The sequence below is a fragment of the Colwellia sp. Bg11-12 genome (assembly GCF_014076955.1).
Classification (GTDB): Bacteria; Pseudomonadota; Gammaproteobacteria; order Enterobacterales; family Alteromonadaceae; genus Colwellia_A.
The window spans coordinates 1-17,909 of record NZ_JACGUZ010000027.1 but is presented as its reverse complement, the minus strand read 5'-3'; the positions used below and the strand labels follow the sequence as shown (position 1 = coordinate 17,909).

General features: G+C 35.0%; 24 protein-coding genes. All 24 read right to left on the bottom strand.

The features are described from left to right. Window positions 1-223: 223 nt before the first annotated feature. The gene (locus H4J39_RS00480; protein WP_182225501.1) at window positions 224-643 is read right to left on the bottom strand and encodes a hypothetical protein; all 420 of its coding nucleotides are present in this window, start codon (window positions 641-643) and stop codon (window positions 224-226) included. A gap of 104 nt (window positions 644-747) precedes the next feature. After that, window positions 748-1,053 carry a DUF1330 domain-containing protein gene (locus tag H4J39_RS00475; protein ID WP_182225500.1) on the bottom strand — a complete coding sequence of 102 codons (306 nt, stop codon included), beginning with the start codon at window positions 1,051-1,053 and terminating at the stop codon, window positions 748-750. Between the two features lie 125 nt (window positions 1,054-1,178). Further along, window positions 1,179-1,790, bottom strand: a complete 612-nt coding sequence (locus H4J39_RS00470) for a HEAT repeat domain-containing protein (protein WP_182225499.1) — start codon at window positions 1,788-1,790, stop codon at window positions 1,179-1,181. A 107-nt stretch (window positions 1,791-1,897) separates the two neighbouring features. Further along, window positions 1,898-2,179, bottom strand: a complete 282-nt coding sequence (locus tag H4J39_RS00465) for a hypothetical protein (protein ID WP_182225498.1) — start codon at window positions 2,177-2,179, stop codon at window positions 1,898-1,900. A 116-nt stretch (window positions 2,180-2,295) separates the two neighbouring features. After that, window positions 2,296-2,694 carry a hypothetical protein gene (locus H4J39_RS00460; protein ID WP_182225497.1) on the bottom strand — a complete coding sequence of 133 codons (399 nt, stop codon included), beginning with the start codon at window positions 2,692-2,694 and terminating at the stop codon, window positions 2,296-2,298. Between the two features lie 108 nt (window positions 2,695-2,802). Continuing rightward, window positions 2,803-3,111 carry a hypothetical protein gene (locus H4J39_RS00455; RefSeq protein ID WP_182225496.1) on the bottom strand — a complete coding sequence of 103 codons (309 nt, stop codon included), beginning with the start codon at window positions 3,109-3,111 and terminating at the stop codon, window positions 2,803-2,805. 136 nt (window positions 3,112-3,247) lie between these two features. Further along, window positions 3,248-3,490 carry a hypothetical protein gene (locus H4J39_RS00450; protein WP_182225495.1) on the bottom strand — a complete coding sequence of 81 codons (243 nt, stop codon included), beginning with the start codon at window positions 3,488-3,490 and terminating at the stop codon, window positions 3,248-3,250. A 124-nt stretch (window positions 3,491-3,614) separates the two neighbouring features. Further along, window positions 3,615-4,214, bottom strand: coding sequence for a hypothetical protein (locus H4J39_RS00445; RefSeq protein ID WP_182225494.1), 600 nt, complete (start codon window positions 4,212-4,214; stop codon window positions 3,615-3,617). Window positions 4,215-4,663: 449 nt separating this feature from the next. Next, window positions 4,664-5,227, bottom strand: a complete 564-nt coding sequence (locus H4J39_RS00440; RefSeq protein ID WP_182225493.1) for a hypothetical protein — start codon at window positions 5,225-5,227, stop codon at window positions 4,664-4,666. A gap of 113 nt (window positions 5,228-5,340) precedes the next feature. Next, window positions 5,341-5,664, bottom strand: a complete 324-nt coding sequence (locus tag H4J39_RS00435; protein ID WP_182225492.1) for a hypothetical protein — start codon at window positions 5,662-5,664, stop codon at window positions 5,341-5,343. 131 nt (window positions 5,665-5,795) lie between these two features. Beyond that, a complete protein-coding gene (locus H4J39_RS00430; RefSeq protein WP_182225491.1) occupies window positions 5,796-6,089 on the bottom strand; it encodes a hypothetical protein in 294 nt (97 codons plus the stop codon). A 549-nt stretch (window positions 6,090-6,638) separates the two neighbouring features. Continuing rightward, a complete protein-coding gene (locus H4J39_RS00425) occupies window positions 6,639-7,730 on the bottom strand; it encodes an N-acetylglucosamine-6-phosphate deacetylase (RefSeq protein WP_182225490.1) in 1,092 nt (363 codons plus the stop codon). 47 nt (window positions 7,731-7,777) lie between these two features. Then, the gene (locus tag H4J39_RS00420) at window positions 7,778-8,287 is read right to left on the bottom strand and encodes a hypothetical protein (RefSeq protein WP_182225489.1); all 510 of its coding nucleotides are present in this window, start codon (window positions 8,285-8,287) and stop codon (window positions 7,778-7,780) included. A gap of 2 nt (window positions 8,288-8,289) precedes the next feature. Then, window positions 8,290-8,904, bottom strand: coding sequence for a histidine phosphatase family protein (locus H4J39_RS00415; protein ID WP_182225488.1), 615 nt, complete (start codon window positions 8,902-8,904; stop codon window positions 8,290-8,292). A 4-nt stretch (window positions 8,905-8,908) separates the two neighbouring features. Then, window positions 8,909-9,553: an NUDIX domain-containing protein gene (locus H4J39_RS00410; RefSeq protein ID WP_182225487.1), complete on the bottom strand. Its 645-nt coding sequence runs from the start codon at window positions 9,551-9,553 to the stop codon at window positions 8,909-8,911. A 13-nt stretch (window positions 9,554-9,566) separates the two neighbouring features. Then, window positions 9,567-10,631, bottom strand: coding sequence for a hypothetical protein (locus tag H4J39_RS00405; protein ID WP_182225486.1), 1,065 nt, complete (start codon window positions 10,629-10,631; stop codon window positions 9,567-9,569). A 290-nt stretch (window positions 10,632-10,921) separates the two neighbouring features. Further along, entirely contained in the window at window positions 10,922-11,860 is a 939-nt protein-coding gene (locus tag H4J39_RS00400) for a competence protein CoiA family protein (protein WP_182225485.1), read from the bottom strand. A 157-nt stretch (window positions 11,861-12,017) separates the two neighbouring features. After that, the gene (locus tag H4J39_RS00395) at window positions 12,018-13,496 is read right to left on the bottom strand and encodes a primase-helicase family protein (RefSeq protein ID WP_182225484.1); all 1,479 of its coding nucleotides are present in this window, start codon (window positions 13,494-13,496) and stop codon (window positions 12,018-12,020) included. Next, a complete protein-coding gene (locus H4J39_RS00390) occupies window positions 13,489-13,734 on the bottom strand; it encodes an AlpA family transcriptional regulator (RefSeq protein WP_182225483.1) in 246 nt (81 codons plus the stop codon). The genes H4J39_RS00395 and H4J39_RS00390 overlap by 8 nt, the downstream gene beginning before the upstream one ends. 84 nt (window positions 13,735-13,818) lie before the next feature. Continuing rightward, window positions 13,819-14,619, bottom strand: coding sequence for a hypothetical protein (locus tag H4J39_RS00385; protein WP_182225482.1), 801 nt, complete (start codon window positions 14,617-14,619; stop codon window positions 13,819-13,821). Window positions 14,620-14,635: 16 nt separating this feature from the next. Continuing rightward, on the bottom strand, window positions 14,636-15,154 hold the full coding sequence (locus H4J39_RS00380; RefSeq protein WP_182225481.1) for a hypothetical protein: 519 nt from the start codon (window positions 15,152-15,154) through the stop codon (window positions 14,636-14,638). Window positions 15,155-15,322: 168 nt separating this feature from the next. Then, on the bottom strand, window positions 15,323-16,492 hold the full coding sequence (locus H4J39_RS00375; RefSeq protein ID WP_259368703.1) for a site-specific integrase: 1,170 nt from the start codon (window positions 16,490-16,492) through the stop codon (window positions 15,323-15,325). Window positions 16,493-16,733: 241 nt separating this feature from the next. Beyond that, the gene (locus tag H4J39_RS00370) at window positions 16,734-17,270 is read right to left on the bottom strand and encodes a hypothetical protein (protein WP_182225480.1); all 537 of its coding nucleotides are present in this window, start codon (window positions 17,268-17,270) and stop codon (window positions 16,734-16,736) included. Window positions 17,271-17,378: 108 nt separating this feature from the next. Next, window positions 17,379-17,780 (bottom strand): hypothetical protein, encoded by a 402-nt coding sequence (locus tag H4J39_RS00365; RefSeq protein WP_182172780.1) that lies wholly within the window; start codon window positions 17,778-17,780, stop codon window positions 17,379-17,381. Between the last annotated feature and the right edge of the window lie 129 nt (window positions 17,781-17,909).

Below are 17,909 nucleotides of genomic sequence, written 5' to 3'. Positions count from 1 at the left end.
ATGATTCGCGACATTTACAAATCGTTTAGCGAAAACCCACGAAACAGAATTACCACCAAACCAATAATATAAATGCATAAGATGGTTAACTATTAAAACAGAAAAGTGGTGCCACCTAACGCCCCGTTAAGGGGAAATTTGTAGTTGGCTAAAATGTTGAACGGAGTGAAAACAGCCAACTGTAAATTTTCCCTCTTAAACGCCTTGTTAGGTGTACTTGCCACTAAATATTTTGAGTGTACACATTTATACCCTTGAGTTCAGAGCTGCCTTTACCAACTTCTATTGCATACTTGATTGAGGAGATAAACATGTCTAATGATAAAGCCTCAAATTGCACCGTAAATTTTGCGATATTAAAGCTGTCATTTGAAACTGAGACTAACACAGCAGTATGACCAGCAGAGTCTATGCAATAAAATTTAAGCAGACAATGTCCGTAATCTGAGTTTTCTACGCCAACTTTAAAAACTACTTCATCTGAATTTGATTTAGGAAAACCTGTTAATTGTTCAGCGAGTTCTTGCAAGCACTGAGCATTTATATACTGTTCAGTTTCTCCTGCGAAAGCTTCATTACAGGCTTTTATCCATATTTTTGAAGGATCGTCGCGTAAAAACTCGATATCTAATCTGGGCTCCATCTATATGTACACCTTACGCCCCACTAAGAGGCAAATGATAGTTGGTTAAAATAGAGAGCGAAGCGAACAAAACCAACTGTTACTTGTCCTGCTTGAGTGCCTTGTTAGGTGTTCTTTTCGTGCATAGAAATTGTTGTTACTGATTTTACAGAGTGCATAAAGTATTTATCTTTAACAACAAGATAATCAGGATTAGTAAAAAATTCTTCCATGCTTTCTTTGCTCGGAAAATCTAAAGTAAACACACGATTTATTGCGTCATCAGTTTTTGATTTCAATACCTCGCTTACTTTGAAGTCAAAACCAAAGCTCCCTCCAAATAATTGAAGAATAGGTATCATGTTCTCGCGATATTTTTGATACTCATCATCATTAATAACCTCTAAACCCATGATTCTCTCAAAAGACATACTTGCTCCTAGCTAGTGAACACCTAACGCCCCACTAAGAGGCAAATAATAGTTGGTTAAAATAAGCGACGAAGGAGCAAAAACCAACTGTTATTTGTCCTGCTTGAGTGGCTTGTTATACGTACCTACAACGGAAACCATTTTTTATATTTTTGTTTTCGAGCTAACTCCACAGCATCTATTATCTCGTCTCGTTTTGACGTTGAACAAAAAGCTAAATACTCATCAATCTTTTTCCCCGTCCAACCTGGAGCAGCAGCTAAGACCCAAAAATGCATTCCATCATTGTTGTTTTGAGCGGTAACATAATTAATTATTTTTTCTATATCTAGATTCACTGGCACTACTTTAAGCATTGCCATTGCTCTAATAGCTCCGTCAACAAGCATGCCGTTTCCTGTATCTATGGCTTCAAATATCGATGTAACATCCTGTTCATTTTGCATGGATAATCTTTGGATTGCATCACCTATAGCGGCATAAACCATTGTCGCTTCGAAAGTTTGGTGTGCAAGTGCTTGAAGAAATTCCAGCGCAGGTTTATAGCCGCATTCTCCAATAGCCATAATCATTTGATACTGAGTTTCCCAAGTACGTAAATCTTTAAGTTCTTCTTTTAAAGCACTTAATAAAAAAGGGCCAGCATCAATATTTTTAAGTTTACGTAATTTCTTAGCCGCAGAGCGTCGTTTAGGTGACTTTTTATCTTTAAGCTGCGAAATTATTTCATCTAGCACAAAACTCTCCTGTACGTATAACGCCCTACTAAGCGGCTAAAAATAGTTGGCTATAATTTGCGAGGTACGAGCTCAGCCAACTGTTTGTGTCCGTCTTGAGTTGCTTGTTAGGTATCAGTTTCATCAGAAAGTAAATTTAAAGCATCAATTAAAAGCTCATGCTCTTCTGTACCAACTTTGATATCCCATGCTTTACTCAAATAAAAACCACCGGCACAAGCAAAAAACATTGATGGAAGCCAAAATAAACTTTCATTTATAAAAACATCAACATTTGGAATGAAAGCAAAAATAACTAAAGGGATTCCAAGAATAAAATACACCCATTTAGTTCTAGTTTGCTTCTTTTCGTATTTTACCAATTTGGTTGCAAACTCCGATTTGGTCATAAATCCTCCAGTAATTATATTGATACCTAACGCCCAATTAAGCGGCGCGAAATAGCTGGCTAAAATTGCGAGGAACGAAGCTAGCCAACTGTTTAGCGTCCGTCTTGAATTGCTTGTTAGAAGATTTTCTCTTCCTTTTTTACTAACCAATTTATATCATTAATTACTAATGCATTAAATTCATCATTCGGGAATGTAGATATATACTCCTTAACCGCCTTGTAATACTCCAAATTAGGCCCACTTTGTCCATTATCTAGCTTTCTATGGAATACACTTTGTAAGTCTAATAAATTCCTATGAATCATGATATTTGATGCCAACATTGACTCGTAAAATTTCAGGGTTTCTTCGGGGGTTTTGCTCCTGAGTAAACGTAAAGCAACAAGGTTTTCCGCTAAAGTAACATATGTGGTGGTTGCAGCTGAATCACCAAACCCTTTTTTATACGCATAACTACCTACTAAATAGCTTAGTAACACTGAATAAATAATTATAACGAAAAGTTTTTTCATGCGAATCTTCTAACGCCACGTTAAGCGGCAAAAAATTGTTGGCTAAAATTGTGAACGGAGTGAAACAGCCAACTGTTTTTTGTCCGTTTGAATGCCTTGTTAGGCGAATTACTTCAGCTGTAGAGGTACACGAAACTTCACTCTACTCACGATTTCTGTACCTTGCTTTAAGTCGCCACCTATTTTCCCCACACCGGCAATACTTAACTTTGCTCCACCGTCTTTTGACGTTGATTCTGTTACAGCAATATCAAAGTCTACATGTGTAACAAAGCCATCATCGTGCCTAAACATATTGATGTTCTCCAAACTGTCAATATCACTCGGCGAGTTTGGTTGTTTATAAGTTGATTCATTCTCTTGAACAGCTTCACTGACTTGTTTTAATGTTTCAGCCACGAACTCTTTCACATCCATTTAAATATACTCCTAATGATAGGTTCGCCTAACGCCACCTTAAGCGGCAAAAAATTGTTTGCTAAAATGTTGAACGAAGTGAAAACAGCAAACTGTTTTTTGTCCGTTTGAAGGCCTTGTTAGAAGTATGTTACTCCTAGCCTTTATCTCTACAGGCTTGAGCCCCCGCAGTATTACCAGCCCTGTAACCTTTTGAGTAATTTTCGTCGTCCCAATCACCTTCGACCATTGTAGCTCTAATTTTACATGTGGTGTTGTAACCTTCAGCATACCCATCACTGTAGCCAGTATCATATCGTTCATCAAGACTTGGCCCACACCCTAGTAAAGCAATAACAGATACAAGCATCAATATAGTTTTAAGATCAAATTTGAACATTTACACCTTCCTTTGCAAATACTTCTAACGCCTCATTAAGAGGCAAAAAATAGTTGGTTAAAATAAGCGACGCAGGAGCAAAAACCAACTGTTTTTTGTCCTTTTGAATGACTTGTTAGGCGAATTAAACTCTCAAAGTTTCCCAAGGTACGCTAGAAGCTTTAACACTAACCAGTTCATATAAATCCACCAGATATTCATTAACCATTTGCTGAACAGGAATACTAATATTTTCTTCAGTAGTGATGTTTCCGCCACTAGTAAAAATAGGCCTATCAAATTTGATAGAAGCATTCCTTTTCTTAATTTCGTGAACCTGACCAGAAGAGTCTATTGATGCTTCAGCTTCACTACCAGTTTGTTTAGACGTTTTTACTTTTACAACACCGTGCTGAGCTGTAAATCCAGGTAAAAAGCTAATAGCGCTCCGATGAAAGTCTTGGACTCGATATGTGGCGATTAAAGTAGCATGGCGGACATTAGAATACTCTTTATCAAAATCATGCCACTGGCTTTTAGGAAAATCTTTGGCGTGACACTCAATTACTTCTTTAATGGCTCTACACGAATAAATTGAAGTATTAATACACCAGCTAAATACTTTCCAATCACCATTGTTTTGCAAGTTAACTGCTTGCTCCAAAAAAAACTTTGCCCTACCAAAGTGATCAAAAATCGAAAACTCAATTCCTTGAGGGAAAATATCAAGATGCTCGATAGTCATTCCATTCGCCTAACGCCCATATTAAGCGGCAAATAATAGTTGGCTAAAATAGTGAGGAACGAACGACAGCCAACTGTTTTTTGTCCGTTTGAATTGCTTGTTAGGTGAAGTTTATATGTAAATACAAAACCTTAAAGCAAACACTAAAAGTTAATATTACATTCGCCACTTTATAAACACAACAGCTAGATTTTGAGCCACAACACCAAACAATAAAAAGCCAATTCGCAAGGACATTTTGTTTTTAGGTAATGCCCGCAGACTATATTGGCGTAAATGACGTAGAGCTTGGCGAAACACTCAAAACCATATTTAGAAAATACAAACGCTAGATTAAATTGGCAAATACTTTAAACAATTAAAACGAAGTGGCGATTACACCTAACGCCCTAATAATAGGCTAAAAATAGTTTGCTAAAATGTTGAGGAACGAAAACAGCAAACCGTTTTTAGTCCTTATTTATTAGCTTGTTATGTTGCATTACACCAATAGTGTACCTACCAACAACTGACTCTAAAGTATAAACACTTACAACACCTATTTTAAGGCTTTTTGCCTGAGAAAAAGATACAGGTATTTTATTTGTTTGTTGAGGTTTTATACCCTCAACAATAGCGAAGCATTGAACTTTACCACCAGTGCCACTGCACTCTTTATCTGTTAGGTTAGCTTCGTAGCCAATTTCTTGAGAAGGTATTATGCCCAAGTCATGGAGCGTAATTATTGGAAAGTGAATTAGCATATAAACTAAAACTGCCATTGTAGGTGGTGAACCAATAAGCCAAAACAATACAACTTTGTAGTTTACTTCCTCCCCCATTTTCCATTCTTTAAATAGAGTCCAAGAAAAATATATAAATGTTAATGCTAAAACAGCAATCAATAAATATCGAAAGGCAGCATACCATTCAGGGTGGTATTCAAAGTCCGAAAACATACAATGAAAAAACCAACCAGTGAATAATAGTATCAAACTAATGTTAAGGACATTCTTCATACTTGATTGCAACATAACGCCTACTTAAGCGGAAAAATATAGTTGGCTAAAATGTTGAACGGAGTGAAAACAGCCAACTGTATTTTTTCCGTTTGAAGTTCTTGTTATGTGCGTGCTAAGGATTAACACTAAATTATCCCTAACCTATTCAAGAGTAATCCAACTGATATGAAAAGTGCAAAACAAGATACTACAAGAGTGAATGAATGACGCTTGGAAGTACGTCGACTTTCAATAAGGAACGTTAAATGCTTATATGCATCCATCCAATGTATATATTCTTTATATGTTGAGTTATAGAGATGTTGATTTTCGCTGTCTCCATTTTTATTTTCAACAGGAACTCTTGCCATATGTTCTACTAATAATTGTTCAAGTTCTTTTAGAGATTTATTCATCACACTAGGCTTGAAAATAGCTCTAGTTGCGTTAGCTAATTCATCAACAGTCATCTTATCCCTTGTTTAAATACATAGCACATAACGCCTACTTAAGCGGAAAAATATAGTTGGCTAAAATGTTGAACGGAGTGAAAACAGCCAACTGTATTTTTTCCGTTTGAAGTTCTTGTTAGAAACCGATACTAATTCATAGCCTTAACAACAAACTCTCGTTCTGAAACTCGTTGTAGATGGTAATCTTTATTACGATTAAGTTGAAAAGATTCAAACTCATTTAACCGCAATGAACTAGCTTTTGCATGCATAAGCTCAACAAGATCCATATCATTCGATTTACTAAATGTTCTACAACTTTCATCTTGCTGTACATACCAATATACATAGGTATCGCCGCCCTGACTTACAGAAATTTTGTGATTCGGTGAAATTCCTAAATGAGTTTGAACACTCCCTTCTGATACTTCTACATTATCCATGACAATACTCCATAGGTTTCTAACGCCCTATTAAGGGGCAAATGATAGTTGGCTAAAATGTGAAGCGGAGCGGAACTAGCCAACTGTTATTTGTCCCGCTTGAATAGCTTGTTAGCAGAAGCGTTAATTAAGAACACTTAAACCAACAAACACATAAATAGTTAATTAATGGAAGTGAGAAACAATAAACACCGCACCACTTCGACACTAAACTTTAATTGATAAACAATAACATAGAATGTTTACCAATCAATTTAAAAACTAATCGTTGCCACAATAAAGGAAGAAAAAGAGAAAAGCACCAATCCTTTGATGTGAGAAATAAAATTAACCAAGCACTTTTAAATTAGAATAAGTGGTGCCAGCTAACGCCCTGTTAAGGGGCTTACAAAACAATTAAATAACATACATAACAGCAACTTAAATAATTAACACAATAAAAAAAATAATTTTGTAGCACATATATAGCAAGTAAAGGTGACATACTAAATTGGTTTGTAGCTTATACGCAGCAGTATATGATTTTATATATTTGATATTTTAGTTAATTTAATCCAAAAATATTAAATCTCCTTTTATACAATACCCTTTCATATTAAAAGATACATCATGTAGAATAAAATTGGCCGCATTTCCTGATCTTATTTTATACTCATTGATATTTTGCTTTAATAAGTTTCTGGGCCATAGACTTCCCATCATCAAGGCTTCATCGAAGGGAATGCCGCATTTACTTACTAAATACTGAAGGCATTTATTCAAGAGGGTAATTGAACCGCAAATATTGCCACTACTGTCAACAGCGCCACTTTCAGTAACAAAAGCTTCAACGCCTAAAAAATTGAATTTAGAATTAATATCTAATCCAAACCCTGGCATCAAATCAGAAATTGCACAAAGTTTATTTCTTCCTGAAATGACTTTGAGTAATCTCATTGTAGCTTTATGAATATGCTTTCCATCAGGTACAACAGTCGCCCAGTTTTTATTATTATCAGCAAATGCACCTATCATTCCAGGTTCTCTTGGTGTAAATGAACTAGTCCCGTTACCCAAGTGGGTAATCCCACGAACGCCTAAATCAAATAACTTTGAAGTTTCATCATAAGTAGCATTTGAATGACCGAGCATTAATATCGTCTTATGTCTAGAACACAACTGTTTTACTACCGTATAAGGTATTTTCGTATAGTCTTGAGTAATTATAATATTTAATGAGTTTGACAATCTATCAATAGAACCAATAAAATCTTCAATTAATAGAGGAGAGACGTCAGGATGAATCCCTTTTTTACTTTGTGAGAGCCATGGACCCTCAATATGTAGTCCCTCTATTCCAGTAAAATGGTGGTATTCGTTAACAAAATCAATAATAGAATTTAATCTTTCAATGTTTGGGCTAAGTATGGTTGGAATCCAGGATAATACACCCGATGACTTTAGCTGACTATCAAACTCTAATAGGTCTTGTTTAGAGAAATCTTCCACTAGTTTCCCAAAAGCACCATTTACTTGTATGTCAATTAAGCTAGGAGTAAGTATAGCTTTCTTGCAATCTATCTCAATATCCGCAAAAGAGTCTATTTTTTTTGCTACATCCAATATTTTATTTTTATCGAATAAAACCTCATGTGCAACCAAAAAATGTTCACCATCATATATGTCTAAGTTCTTAAGAAGATACCTCACTAATCTAACCTTCCGTATAATTTATTAGAAATATCAGATGAAATTATTTTTATAGGTGAGCCAGCAGCGAATGAAGAATCAGGTATATTAATATTCACTAGTGAATTTGCTCCTACCATTACATTTTTTCCAATAAATACGGAATCAACAACAACAACATGTGAACTTATAATAGAACCAGAGTCGATAAAAATTCCTGATTTTGTTTCACCACTATATCTTAAAGGAATATTTGCAGGGTATATGTGTTTTTGCGCTGAAATGGTGCAATGAGGAGCAATAATTGTTGCTTCACCAACGGATACTCCTCCATGTCCATAGATTATAGTATATTCTCCAATACTAACTCTATTTGTAAGGGTAATTCGCCCACCATAGGATCTCAGTACACATCCTTGCTTTAGATGGCAACCATCTCCAATCTCTATAATCCCGCCATCATTATAAATACCTACATGTTGCTCAATTATAGCTGAATTACTGATTATGCATTTCATTCTATCTGGCAAGTTTAACTCCTACGATCGATTGAAAGGTAATAATCATCTTCAGAGTCCGTACTCTCGAATATTGCATACCCCATATTATTCCAGGGAACTTCACGATACTTTCCTCCATGTCTTGGTTGGTAATTATGTAACACATTCCATAGCCCAACCAATACCGATCTTGTACCCACGATCATAATTGAATTTGTGATACTCATTTGATTTTTCAACCCCGTACTCAAACACTCATAAAAGGTTACAGGGCAACTAGATTTTGGTATATTTAACTCAGAAATGTCTAATAAGCCATCTCTCCACTTATCTAATCTATTAGCTACATCTGGATACTTTTCTTTAGCTTCCCCTTTGCTTAAACCGTCTAATACTCCTAGGTAAAAGGGGGATAAAAATTCTGATTGATTAAAATCTAATGATAATAAACGTGAAATAATCAGAGCTGTTTGCTCACACTGCTTTCTTGCTACTATTAGAATTCCATCAATCTCATATTCAATATTAGAGCTAAAGAACTTGGTATCTGACACCCCCTTTGGCGTTAGTTCCCCACCAAGTCCCCCATGCTGATCATTTATGTTTTTTATTGATTCTGCATGCCTAACTAAGATTATACGTTTCATTTTGTTATATCACCAAGTGCTTATCACCTTGTAAATACAACTTAGCCAAAATGAACATTTTATAATAATAAGAATCAACTCTTGGGATAAAGTTATTTATTGAAACAGGGATTTCTATTTCTCTGTAATCTTCAGTCTCTTTGCAAAACTCGATACCTTTAGCTTTTATTTCAGTTAAATCACCAGAAAATAATTTTAATCCATCCTCTATACTAATTTCGATTAACCCATCAACTTCTTCTGGATCAGGTTTATATTCATTTACATTCAAAGGAGAACTACCAATGTAAACATGACAGAACTGTCTATTTATAACACCTGGGAATTTTGCTAAATCAAATTTTATTCCCAAATATTTTAGATCAGATATTTTTATATCTATATTAAGCTCTTCCTTAATTTCTCGCACCCCTTCTTCTTTTTCTTCTCCCTTCATCAGTCCACCTGCGGCACTTATGTCCAAAAGATTTGGGAATAAACGTTTAGTGGCAGAACGTTTTTGAAAAAGTAAAAATCCTCCATTGTCAGGACGTACTAACCACGCATGAAAAGAATGCATCCAAGTTCCTATAGTCTGGGCCTCCTTTCTCGAACCTTCACCTATTTTTTTGTAGTTTTCATCAAATAAATCAATTATTTCATCACTCATTTATTAACACCTCTTAGTTTTTAACAATCTCATCAAGTTCGAAGGGGACAGGAGTTTCCGCACACAGTAGTTTTGCTCGATTAATGTAGGCAGTTGCTTTACTTTTTTCTTCTAGTGCCATATAAACATCAGATAAACCGTTTAAATTCCTTATCATTTCATCCTTTCTTCCTATTCTTTCCGATTCATCAAGTCCACGATGAAAAAAATCCTTTGCTGGTAAATGTTGTCCTTGTTTTAATGCCATTTTACCACGTAAAGCGTGGAGCTTTATTAATCGAGTTTGATCATCTAATTCTTCATATATTTTCTGAGCTAACTTAATACTTTCTTCCATTTCTGGTAATAAATTTAAATCGCCTATCACCAGCAGATTCATTACATTCGCATACTCTATACCAGCTAAAACTTCTTTCTTTTTAGAGTCTTCAGTTATCTTCGTCGCATATTTTTTCGCATTATTCATCTCAATAGTCGATTGTGGCTGGTTACTTTCTAAAGCGTAAACCCCTGCTAGGTGACGATGAGCCTTAGCAACCCAATAATACTCATTCAAAGTTACAGCCTTAGTTAATCCATGGTTTATTGCTTTTTTTGCGCCTTGATAATCTTTACCAACAACTTTTGTCCAGCCTATATCATCAATAAGACAAGCAACTTGTGAAATAAAGTCTCCAACATAAATTGCAGCCTCTTCAGCAGCTTCTCCTAGAGAGATTCGCTCAACTAACTTCCCTTCTAACCAAAAATATCGAGAGAGGGCTGCTCTTAGTCTAATTATAGAATGATACTTTTTTGTCTTTAAAAGTAGTTTAGTTTCTTTCCTTATAGCAATTGATAACGAAGTAGGTCTAAGCCTTATGTTTATATTATCTTTGGTATAATCAATTACTTTTTCGAAATTACATAGAGAGGCTATACAACCTAGTAAAATAATTATGAATAAGTGTACATATGCAGGGTTAGATAAAAGAAATGCAGAATCATATTTAAATACTCCTTCCAACAGCCTTAATACAGCAGCATAAGTCGCACCAGTAGCTACAAACAAGCCAATTGTTTTTAATATTTTTTTCATAAACATTCCATATTTATTGATTGCCTGAATAGCACTTTATAATAAAGTGGTTAAAGCACTAAAACAAGATTATGTAAAAATATAACAGATTTTTCATGAGGTTATATTTACTATTATCATAGGTTGACATATTTTAAAGGTTAAGTAATTAAAAACATGACAGAACCAGAGTAATATTAGGCTTCGGCATATATAAAAACCGTCAATTAATATACACTGCAATCTTCTGAGCATTTACATTGTTGTCTTTGTAATAATTCCAGTACAGTTATTTACAGAACTCCAAGGGTTCAGTTCTCACAAACAGGACAGGTAAATTTATCTTTTGAACCAGATTGAGAGTTCCTCCACATCGTTTTACACTTTTCACATTGAAACGAGGGGTGTTTTTCCTTTAAAACGTCTTGTTTTTTAAGTTTCCTCTGAGGGATTGAAAATTCCTGAATGTCCTGTTCTTTACTTAGCCATTCAGGCATTAAAAATTTATCTATCTCTTCATCGTGAATTACACCATCAACTAAAAACTGTTGTCTAAATTCATTAAGGTTTCGTACCGCTTCGCTTTTGGCTTTTTCATATCGAGGGTGATTTACCCATGTCTTTGCGGTTAAATTATTTTTAATGAAATTCAACAAAATAACTTTGTAAGCTGATTTTTCGCCTGTTTGTTTAAACAAAAGGGTCAACACCTCTTTTAGTGAAATATCTAAAATCCCAAAGCCTGAATATGTTTCGTCTTTAAAGTTATCAGGCAATCCCCTCCCTTCGTGAGAAAGAAATACCATAAACTTAAAACTGCCGACGTTGCCTATAAAATCGAAGACTACATCGTCAAACACTTTTTCAACCTCAATGTCTGTAATGGTAGTTTCGCTGTATGGGGTGACGGTGAAAGGTATTGTTATTTTTTTGTTTCCACAACTAAGAGGACTAACTAGTGTAGATTTATATTCAGGTAAGCTCATTACTAGCTGTTTTCCTACTAACTGCCTTACCATCATTCTTACTGAGACATAAAATGAATATTCACATTCCTGTGTTGTTTCTTCATAAACTTTTCGGCTTGCGTGAGCAAAGTGCCAATCGTTTTTACTTCCCTGTCTTGCTATCAGTGGCGTATCACAAGAAGGACACACGCACCCATTATCTTTTCCACTCTGTACTTCTGAAATATCTAAAAGTCTATCGGTATCAGTATGATACCCAAAAGGGATTAAATTGAAACTCATAGCTTTACTCCTTTAAAGCAATATTCTATTAATGTACATAGGAAACCGCTTTTTTACAAATTGAACGTTTGACACAAAATGTTCATCATTGCTATACCACCTGTACCACCTGTACCAAAAGTCTATATTTGGCACAGGTGGTACAGGTGGCATAGGCCTAATCAAAAATAGCATCAGCTGTGTGACCTAGTAAAAGACTGAAACTCTCTTTAAAAATGGCTTTTTCTGGCAATTCATAAAAAGCATCCCTGCCACTTCTACCAGTTGACACAACCCCCATGCGTGATAAGAGTTTTCCTATAGCGCTTCGTATTTTGGGTACTGACTCATTATAATTATTTGCCTCTAACCATTGCTGACATTTGAGGGTCATGCCTTGTGTCTCAATACGACACATTCCATCAAAAGGCCTTTCTTGGTTAAGTTCACTCCTTACAAACTCTTGATAAGGTGATAAATTAGCTAACTTTTCCTCTATTAGCGCTTTAGTGATGGGGGCTTTTCTTGGGTCGAAGTTCGTTAAGTCACAATTCAATAAATACTCATACAGATAACAAGCACCATAAGCGTTTATCCATTGCCATAACTGATTAAAATACACAGTGTTTTGTGCGTATTTACTCGATGGCTCTAATACCAAATACCGCCGTTCACGATTACCTGCTTTAATAACGCTCTCATGGTTACTCGCAAAGATAAATCGACACAAATTAGGCACCTGTATAGGGTCGATACCTTTTCTTTCTAAACTTAATCGAGGCTCACTTATCAAACCTTTTAATTTGTCTGAAACTCTAACATCGGTTAAATCTACTTCATCCGCAAAGACCAATAACTTATTAGCCACCACTGAGTTAAAACGCCCCGTTAATTGATAAGCGCCATTCACTTGTACTGCATACGCCCCTAATAATTGTTTTAATGGCTCAAACATCGTGCCTTTGCCCGTACCTTCAACAGATTTCATAACAATGGCAACGCTAGGTTTTTCATTTGGCTTTTGGATCATGTGCGCTAAAAATCGTATAACGAATTTAGCTGCAACAAGGTCACCATTACAAATCACCTCGTTGATATGATGAATAAACGGTGTAACATCCCCTTTTTTGGCCGTTAACGGAAAACCTTCAAATAAATTATAAATACTAGAGGGGCATAAACCTGGTTTAGGAAAAAAACTAATACCATCAGGTTTGAACACTTTACCTTGCCATGACAACCATGCATCCCCAACATTTAAACTGTTAATTTTTGGCTCGTGTAAAAAATAGCTTTTAAATTCAGATAAACTTTCAAGATGTAATGACTTCCCATCAACGGGGCATGGTTTCGTTGAAACAACCTTGTGCTTTCCGCCTACGGTTACATGTGCATATTTTTTGTTAAGGTTAATGAGTACCGCTAAATCCTCATCGGACAATGCTTTTCCGTTAATGGAATAACAAAGTGTTGTAGAAAGCGTTTTATTTTCCGTTAACGGAATATTTTCGTTAACGGGTTTTGATAAAGCTGACAGCTTTTCGTTAACAGAATTACTTTCGTTAACGAAACATTGCTCATTGTCAGTAATGATATGACTTCCCGTAACGGAATGATTTTCCATTAACGTGGTTTGATGGTTTGTTAATTTAGACATGCTCACCACCTATAGACTTTTGCCCTAAGTGCTGCATACGGAAAAAATTATTTAGCCAGTTATCTAAATCATCTTTTAAATAACGAACTGAGCGGCCTATTTTAATAAAAGGTGGCGCAGGTGTTCTGTTTTCACGATTACCTTCCATACGTGATTGACGCAAGAAAGAACGACTCATACCGATGTATTCGGCGGTTTCTATTTCTGATAATGCTCTAGGTTGTATATTGTGTGACATTGATGTCTACCTCGATTGATTAAAGTGCTTCGAGGTATTAATTTATTTTTCACGTTTGTCACGTGACGTTAGCCGTGATAAATATTATTCATTTTCTTTTTTAAACTTGGAAACTAAGTTTAAAAATGTCCTTTTAGAAAGTGTCTTTTCATATTTTTCTGCTTTTCCCCATACAATTTCATCAATGTTAACTTCGAGATACAAGCTGTATGGGTCTGTACTGTCATTTTCATTTAAAAAATTGGTATAGATTTTTCGGTATAAGGCTGTACCACCAATCGTTGGGTTATCCCGCATTATCTTCTTAATTTGATTATGAATGATATGCTCTCTAGGCTTATCGCTTGTTAAATCAAGCTCTAACATTAACTTACACCAATCAATATCTTCTTTTGTAATAACGATATTTTTAAAATTTAATGACAACTCCTCTGTTAACAATGTGTTTTCTTGTTGAGTCAAATCTCGATTTTCTTCGCCGATGACAATGGCATAATAGGGAAATGACTTGAGTTCCTTTAGATTTAAGCCTTTATTTACATATCTTTCATCAAAACAATTATCAATTAATATATCGGAGCTGGTTTCAAAGCTTGTTACGCCATTTTTATCCATTACAAAACAACGTGAAATGTTGACTGTTGAATGTTTCAAAAAAGAACGTTTATCTATTGAGTTAACTTCAATAAGTCCTTTGTAATGAATAGCACCCCTTATATTGGTTTTGCGATTTTCATTGTCTGGCTCGGTTAATAAAAAATACTGATGGTGGATATAAAATCTAATGGGAATATTGTAGTTTTCACATAAATATAAATAGTCATATTCCGTAAAACCAAAGCGGTCTTTTAATTCAGGGAGTCGGTAATAATCTTTTTCAATCATCTAAGTTCTACTTCTTCTATACAGTAGTATGTTGTGTAGCTTGTAAGATTTCTAAATCAGCGTTGGTTTCATCTAACTTAGTTTGAACTGTCATTAATTTAGCCATTATTTTCTTTACTTCTAACTTGGCGTTTTTCTCATTGTCTTTAGATGTTTCAAGTTCTTTTTGAAGCACTTCAAGAGTTGAAACTAATTGTTCCATATCATTATTTTTAACTAGTTCAGTAAGAGGGCTATTTTTTTCGCTATCTATTTTATCAACATGTTCTCTCGAATGTTTGATAAGAGCCTGAAAGCCAGAATATAAAATAAAAACCATGATAGTGACAAAAAATACTGATATATATTGAAACCTATCAACGCTTTCTATTGCATTACTTACCCGTTCAATGACACCACCTGTCAGTGTTCCAAAACTTAACAAAAATTGATAATGCCATAACAGCCAAATCAATGAATAAATGCCTAAGAAGCTTGGTAGGGAACGAGGGTTTTCGACAATACTTAAGAATGACTTTAAGAGTTTGGTCAACATAACAATTCCTTTTGATAGAGAGGTTTTAATATAGATCTAAAATACTTTAGACAATAAATCATAACAGTTAGAACGATTACTCAACAAGTGATTTTTAAACATATAGCAAATAATTTCAAGCTCTTACACTACATACAATGTACATCTTTCAATCATTAACCATAATCATTAGCCAATCAAATTAACTGCCGCCGCTTTATGCTCTGGTGCTAAATGTGCGTAGCGCAATGTCATTTTTAAATCACTGTGACCTAATAATTCTCGAACTGTGTTTAAATCGACGCTTGCCATCACTAACTTACTGGCAAAGTGGTGACGCAAATCATGAAAACGAAATTTGGTAATATTAGACTCATCTAATAACTTAGCCCAAGCAGACGGAAAGTCTTTTAACGGTTGTTCATTTTTACCTTTAAAGACATAACCTTCGTTACCCGTTAGTTCTTGCCAACGAGTAAGTAAATTGAATGCTTCGGTATTAAGCGGTAAATGACGCGCATTACCAGACTTCGCATTTTGAAAATCAATTGTCAGAATTTTATTATCAAAATTAATGTCATGCCATTTTAATAACAACAGCTCACCTTTACGCATACCTGTATTCATAGCAAGTAACACAATCACTTCTAAAAAATCGACTTCACAAACCTTTAGGCTATCACGCAACCTTATTTCTTCGTCCTTAGACAAGTAGCGAACCTTCGAATTATCAACGGTTAACGCTTTTACTTTTCGTAAATCATGACTATCAATGATACCCCATTCAACCGCCCTGCTTAAACAGCCCTTAATCGTGTTTATTTGGCGGTTTGTGGTTGCAGGCTTAAGACCATCAGCTAAACGTTTGTTTCGCCATTTCTCGATCTCCCACGCGTTAATCTCGGACAACTGAAAGTCCATAAACTTAGGGAATGATGATTTAAACGCTTTAACTGTTTTTTCTGCGGTCTTAGGGTTACGCGATAGTAGCCAAGGTGCATATTTTTCTTCGATAAAATATTGAAGCGTAGAGAATTTAGAATATTTGGTTTTAGTACGTTCATGTTTTCTTAACGCTTGAACATCGACGCCTTGAGTAACTTCCGCAATTTTATTTTTTGCTAAGTCTCTTGCCTGAGCAGGAGTCATTTGACCATCGACACCTAATCGATAATTAACTTGCTTACCATTAAGCCGATAAAACAAATAATAAGTGATTAAACCTGATGGTGTTATACGGGCATGAAAACCTGAAATTTCAGTATCATTTAAGCGCTTATCTTCTGGTAATAAGTTCTTAATATTTGTCACGGTAATTTTGTTTTTAATTGGCATTAACTTATCATCCTTGTAGCTCATTTGTAGCACCACCATTATGCTACAACGAACAATCAAGAACAACAAAAAACAAAAACCAATAAATCAAACCCTTACTAACCAGTAACTTAGGTGATAATAAGGTACATCAATGTTCACTGGTGTTTACGGGGTATTATTCGAAAAACGCCCTGTTAAGGGGCAAATTGTAGTTGGCTAAAATGTGAAGCGGAGCGGAACCAGCCAACTGTAATTTGTCCCGCTTGAAAAGCTTGTTAAGTTGCTATTTTAAACAAAACAATCCACTAGCTTCTGTCAATTTTTCAATAACTTCAAGTGTACTTTTATTTTTATAGTACAACAAATTGGTGTCATCGTAATTCTCTCGGTAAACAGCATCAATGCTTGGTAGGACAACTTGAAAAAACCTACCATGAGGACCACCAGTCTTATGAAAACCAACATTACTTATTGTTGGGTAAGTATATTCGAGGCCTGCATTGATTGATGTAAATGCTTTGAATGAAACAAATTCATTTCTTCCTTTACCCTTGCACCGATAAGTAAGAACTTCAGTTTCATTAAACAGAAGTTCTCTGAAACGCATAAATGAATTATTTCTTTTTTCTTGCTCTTCTTTTGATATTTGAGAGCCGAAACTTTTTTCTGCTTCATCACGGGTTAACCAGTGATCAAAAACAGTTATGGCAACAAATTCATATTTTTCAGTTTGATCATCACAACCTAAATTTTCTATATCAGGAAATTTTTTTGATAAGGCTTGTTGTCTATTTTTATTAACATTTACAAATTTACGCATAAACTATCCATAGCAACTTAACGCCTTACTAAGCGGCGCGAAATTGTTGGCTAAAATGTACGAGGAACGAGTGCTAGCCAACTGTTTAGCGTCCGTTTGAGTAACTTGTTATATTGTATTTACACTAAAACCTTGATAATTAATAACCCACCCATTGTTCAAAGGGATATTACAATTAAACTGTTGAGATGTATAAATTAAATAAGGTGTGCAAAAATCTTTTTTGTAATCACCTTTAATAAAAGCAATATCATATTGTTTTTTAAACCGCTTAAGAGAGCCCATAAAATAAAGTCGAGAACCATCTTTAGTTTTAAATATTGGAGCAAGCTTTCGGTTTTTATATTCCCACGTTTTATCGTCACTTTCAGTGAAAGCGATATCCATGGTATTTAGCTCACTTGAGTGAGTTAAATAATAATAAGTAGCTTGAGCAGTATACGGAGGAAATGAATAAAAAATTCCAATTATTAATGCTAAAGCTAGTGATATTCTCCAATACATATTCATACAATATAACGCCCCATTAAGAGGCTTTTAATTGTTGGCTAAAATGTGTAGCGTAGCGGAACCTAGCCAACTGTTAAAAGTCCTGCTTGAATGGCTTGTTATAAGTTGCCTACTCTGCAGCTTTGACTT